Origin of the sequence: Litchfieldella rifensis, assembly GCF_042646605.1 — a bacterium.
GTDB lineage: Bacteria > Pseudomonadota > Gammaproteobacteria > Pseudomonadales > Halomonadaceae > Litchfieldella > Litchfieldella rifensis.
Window position 1 is genome coordinate 1 of sequence record NZ_JBHRUG010000042.1, and the last position, 722, is coordinate 722.

The 722-nt window shown below is 69.7% G+C and carries 2 protein-coding genes and 1 pseudogene; all 3 read left to right on the plus strand.

All coding sequences use genetic code 11. The features are described 5' to 3' along the window. A pseudogene (locus ACFOEV_RS19220) lies at window positions 1-180 on the plus strand (pyrroloquinoline-quinone synthase PqqC); the annotation flags it as partial. Next, on the plus strand, window positions 177-464 hold the full coding sequence (pqqD, locus tag ACFOEV_RS19225; RefSeq protein ID WP_386776511.1) for a pyrroloquinoline quinone biosynthesis peptide chaperone PqqD: 288 nt from the start codon (window positions 177-179) through the stop codon (window positions 462-464). The pseudogene ACFOEV_RS19220 and the gene pqqD, both read left to right, overlap by 4 nt. Beyond that, a partial coding sequence (locus ACFOEV_RS19230) for a radical SAM protein (RefSeq protein WP_386776512.1) occupies window positions 457-722 on the plus strand: 266 nt, incomplete at its 3' end. The genes pqqD and ACFOEV_RS19230, both read left to right, overlap by 8 nt.

A 722-nucleotide genomic window follows, 5' to 3' on the forward strand; every position in this document is an offset into this window, starting at 1 on the left:
GAACTGGCGCTCGCCGTGTGCACCACCTACCCGGCGCAGCAGCGCGCCCTGGAGATCCTGCAGTTCAAGCTCGACGTGCTGTGGAGCATGCTCGACGCCATGACCCTGGCCTATCAGCTCGGCCGGCCGCCCTATCACAGCGTCACCGAGCGGCGCGTCTATCATCGGGGGTTGGCATGAGCGAGGCCATCGATACGTCGACCGTCTTCCGGCTACGCCCGGGCTGGCGCCTGCAGTGGGAAGAGGCCCAGCAGTGTCACGTGCTGCTCTATCCCGAAGGCATGGTGCAGCTCAATGACAGTGCCGGCGCCATCCTGACGCTGCTCGACGGCGAGCGCGACGTCGCCGCGCTGCTCGCCGAGCTCGAGCGCCGCTATCCCCAGGCACCGGCGCCGGAGCTCGCCCGGGACGTGGAGGAGTTTCTGCGCGATGCCGCCAACCAGGGGTGGATCCATCATGACTGATCGTACACCCGCGCCAGATGTCTCCCGGCCCGGCCGTCCTCTCTGGCTGCTGGCCGAGCTGACCTATCGCTGCCCGCTGCAGTGCTCGTACTGCTCGAACCCGCTGGACTTCGCCGCCCAGCGCGAGGAGCTCACCACCGACGAGTGGGTCGCGGTGATGCGCCAGGCGCGTGCCATGGGCGCCGTGCAGCTGGGCTTCTCCGGCGGCGAGCCGCTGGTGCGCCAGGACCTCGAGACCCTGGTCGCCGAGGCCCGCCG

Bases quoted from the DNA above. Each gene is read 5' to 3' on its own strand.
- pqqD (WP_386776511.1), top strand. From the start codon at position 177: ATGAGCGAGGCCATCGATACGTCGACCGTCTTCCGGCTACGCCCGGGC.